This window comes from uncultured Agitococcus sp. (assembly GCF_937920075.1).
Classification (GTDB): Bacteria; Pseudomonadota; Gammaproteobacteria; order Pseudomonadales; family Moraxellaceae; genus Agitococcus.
Genome location: NZ_CALETI010000474.1, coordinates 1 through 3,892 on the forward strand (window position 1 = coordinate 1; position 3,892 = coordinate 3,892).

4 protein-coding genes and 1 pseudogene are annotated in these 3,892 nt (G+C 42.2%); all 5 read left to right on the forward strand.

Features of this window, described 5'->3' with window-relative positions; genetic code table 11:
* Positions 1-1,130 (forward strand): annotated as a pseudogene (locus Q0212_RS16180) (hypothetical protein); the annotation flags it as partial.
* A gap of 15 nt (positions 1,131-1,145) precedes the next feature.
* Positions 1,146-1,610: a hypothetical protein gene (locus Q0212_RS16185; RefSeq protein WP_297927428.1), complete on the forward strand. Its 465-nt coding sequence runs from the start codon at positions 1,146-1,148 to the stop codon at positions 1,608-1,610.
* Between the two features lie 3 nt (positions 1,611-1,613).
* Complete coding sequence (locus Q0212_RS16190) at positions 1,614-2,486, forward strand: PKD domain-containing protein (protein WP_297927449.1); 873 nt, start codon at positions 1,614-1,616, stop codon at positions 2,484-2,486.
* A gap of 237 nt (positions 2,487-2,723) precedes the next feature.
* The gene (locus Q0212_RS16195) at positions 2,724-3,272 is read left to right on the forward strand and encodes a hypothetical protein (RefSeq protein ID WP_297927451.1); all 549 of its coding nucleotides are present in this window, start codon (positions 2,724-2,726) and stop codon (positions 3,270-3,272) included.
* On the forward strand, positions 3,272-3,892 hold a 621-nt coding region (locus Q0212_RS16200), incomplete at its 3' end, for a hypothetical protein (RefSeq protein ID WP_297927454.1). The genes Q0212_RS16195 and Q0212_RS16200, both read left to right, overlap by 1 nt.

Consider the following 3,892-nt stretch of genomic DNA (forward strand, 5'->3'; position numbering starts at 1 on the left):
ATTTTATGCTTGATGCTAAAGACTCTAATTTAAAACTGTGCGATTTTGTGACCATCGAGTCTAAACAAAAGCAAGATTTTACAGGCTCACCCTTAGAATTACTTCTACAAATTACCAAGCGCGTAGAAAAGCAAACAGGCACTACATGGGCATTTGTTGCGCGTCAATTTGCTTTTGGTGGTGCAACATTTGTTAATAGACGAGTATATATTGACGGTAGCGACACAAGCTTATTATTAGACTTAAATCTAAAAAATGCTCACGACAAAAATTATGACCCTGCATCATTAACAGCAGGCTCTATTGTTGAATTTATTATTACAAGCGGTATTTTGGTATCAGCATCTAATACATCAAACTATGCTCTAACCAATCCTAATACATGGCCTAGCGGTGTGTTTATCAGACTTATTATTGAGTCGGGGGCAATTGTTGCTGGCCGTGGTGGTGATGGTGGCCGTGGTGGTAGGGCATTTTATGATGACCCTCGGCATGACCCGAGGTATTGGGAGCATTACGGGGGTAATCGCGCCAATCCGTCAAGTGTGGTACATGGCAAAAAAGGTGGAAATGCATTAAGAGCAACGTACCCTATAGAAATAGAAAATAATGGGATTATCTCTGTGGGCGGTGGTGGTGGTGGTGCAAGTGGTGGAGCGGTTTCGGGTAATGATGGCGGTGGTGGGGTGTTTTATGGCAGAACACAAAGCGGCTCGGGTGGTGGTGGTGGTTGGCCATTTGGTGCAGGCGGCAATGTCGGCCAGATGAATTATGATGACACGATATTTACAGATTACACTTACAGTGTTTACAGCTATACCTACAATCAACAAGTTGGCAATGTAGGCGAAACAGCAACAAAATTTATTGCGGTATCATATGGCGGCAATCCAAGATTAAATGGTGCTAGTGGGGGATATTTTGCCGAAACTTATACGGCAGGCGATGGCGGTTGTCCTGTATTGAGTGTGTCAGCAACAAATGGCATGAATAGTCAAGCATATGGCGACATCGGCTATATCTATGCAGGTGACGGCGGCAATGGTGGGGCAAATGGTGACTACGCGATTAATGGCAACAGTCTAATAACATGGCTTGCAACGGGTGCAATATACGGTACAATCGTTTAAAAATGAGGTGATGCGATGGTAGATAAGAAAATAAGCGAACTAAGCTCAAACGGTACGCTAGACGGTACAGAATCAACTGTGCTTGTACAAAGTGGCAGTAATGTTAAGGCGTTGTTATCTGCTATCAGGTCGTACATTGTTAATGGTTATGCAACTGTCGCTAATCAACGCTATCAGTTTTTAAATGATTCTACTACAACACTAACAACCTACACCGTCCCTGCTAGTGCCGTTACTGAAAACGGTCGTACAATTATTGAGTTGTCTAATAACTCACTCACTAGCATCACTGTTAATACATCGACAGGCACAGGCAAATCTGTTGGTGATAGTGTAAATATCAGCATCACTGGTACTTATGCTGCTCAAGCATTGGTGGCTAGTGGGGTTTCATTACAAGGTGATTTAACGTTTAGTTATCAATATGAGACAAAAACATTAGTCTATAAAGGCTCTAATGTTTGGAAAGTTGTGGGGTGATTTATGTTTCCGCTTGGTGTTTTAAAAAAAGAACAAGTAGGCGGCGGCACCAACGTGGCGCCGACGGCGAACTTCAGCTTCAGCGTGAGCGGCCTGTCGGCCACGTTCACGGATGGTTCGAGCGACAGCGACGGCACGATCGCGTCGCGCAGCTGGAATTTCGGCGACTCGACCACGTCGACGGCGACCAGCCCGAGCAAGACCTACGCGGCGGCCGGCACGTACAACGTGACGCTGACCGTGACCGACGACGACGGTGCGACGCATGCCGTGACGAAGGCGGTGACGGTGACCTCGGGTGTCGGTGTTCTTAGGTTGTCATTGCCTTTTGCTACCAACGCTACGGACACAAGCGGCAATGCTATACCAACACGTACGGCGCAAGGTACACCAACTTATTCAAGTGGTTCTTTGCTGCTTGATAATGACGATGTAATCGCAACAGGGACAACAGACGGTCAAGTACAGTCATCGCTAAATACAGTTGGTAAAGGTTGGCAACTTGAGTTTGATGTAAAAATGATCGCAACAGAATATAGACGCATTCTATACAAGTCTATTTATACATCTGACGGATTTCCATGCTTATATTTAGAGCAATCAACAGGTATGTTGAGGTTTCGCTCCTACCAAAACCAATTTGTTTTTGATGTAAATCTTGGTTTCGATATGTCAGCAGCATTCTTTAATGTAAAAATCGTACAAACAACAAATACAGCTTATCCAAAGCTTTACATTAACAACAATTTGATTGCTACTAGCACAATATCAGGAGATATTCTTGGTAACAGCACTAATCAGGCAGGTTTTGTATTCGGTACTGGTTCTAACAGCACTGGATTTAAAATTAAAAACTTTAAATTTTATACAACGTAGTTGATTTACACTCAACTGGCAATTTAGAGGAATCCATTACCACTCTTTTACTCCTGTAAAAGAAGCAATGTACTTAGCTAATTTTACACCGCCCACATCGGCATTTACTTATTAAGAGGTAACAATGGCTAAATACACAAAACCAGACTACTCCGAGCAATGGTCTAGTGCTGGTAACATTGTTGCTCTTATTGATGATTTTATTGTTAAACTAAAATTTTAGACAAAGAGGTTTTTATGAGTGCATTTTTAGATGAGACGGGTACACTAATCACTGTTAGCTCTAGCAATCCGTTGCCTGTTGGCGGCAAGTCTGTTCAAAAATCAGCGTCATTTACACGCCCTGCCGACACAACAGCTTATGCTGCTAATGACGCTATTGCGAATAGTACAACAGCACCAACCTTACTTAGTTTTGCTAACTGTGCAAACGCGAACGGTGGGCAAGGGTATATCGTTAAGACTATGTTATTGACTAATCAAAAAACCTGTACAGCACGTTTTAGATTATCGTTTTATCACACAGCACCAAGCCCTATTAATGACAATGCGCCAAAGCCCATGCTTTACGCTGACAAAGACAAATTAATCGGGCGTATTGATTTAGACCCGTGTAATACAGAAGACACAACATCTGACGCAGCTTTTGCTTTATCAACTGCACTAATGCCCTACGTTTGTGCAGCAGCAGATACGACAATCTACTGCATTTTAACAACACTTGATGCGTTTACACCTGCATCAGCACAGCAATTTTATTTGGAAATTACTTGTGAGTTAAGCTAATGAGACCATTTTTTGAAAATAATGTCTTACAGCAACAACCGTTTAAGCCAATGATTATTGTTGTTGACACAACAAAGGCTGGCAGCGCAAGCAATACGTTTGTGCTGCCAATCGTTAAAGCTGCCAGTGAAACCGTAAAAATCTACTGGGGTGATGGCACAAACTCAACAGGTGTAAACGGTAACAACACACACGTCTATGCAGCGAGTGGGATTTACACTGTCAAGATTGAGTCTAGGCTTTTCGGGGGTATTTATTTTAACAATCTTGGTGATAAGGCCAAAATTACTAAAATAGCTAACTATGGACAAGGCGTATCACGATTAAATATTGGCAGTTTCTTTGGTTGTAGCTCGTTACTATCAATAGATATTGGCAATATTGTAAGTAACGGTGCAGACGCAACGAACCAGTACAGGGATTGTACAGCATTAACAACTGTGCCATTGTTAAATTTATCTAGTGTTACAGATGCTTATGCAATGTTTGCTTATTGTACAGCATTAACAACTGTGCCTTTATTTAATTTATCTAACTGTACAAGTACGCGGTCAATGTTTTTTGGCTGCACATCTTTAACAACAATCCCGTTGCTTGATTTATCTAGCGTTACAGATGCT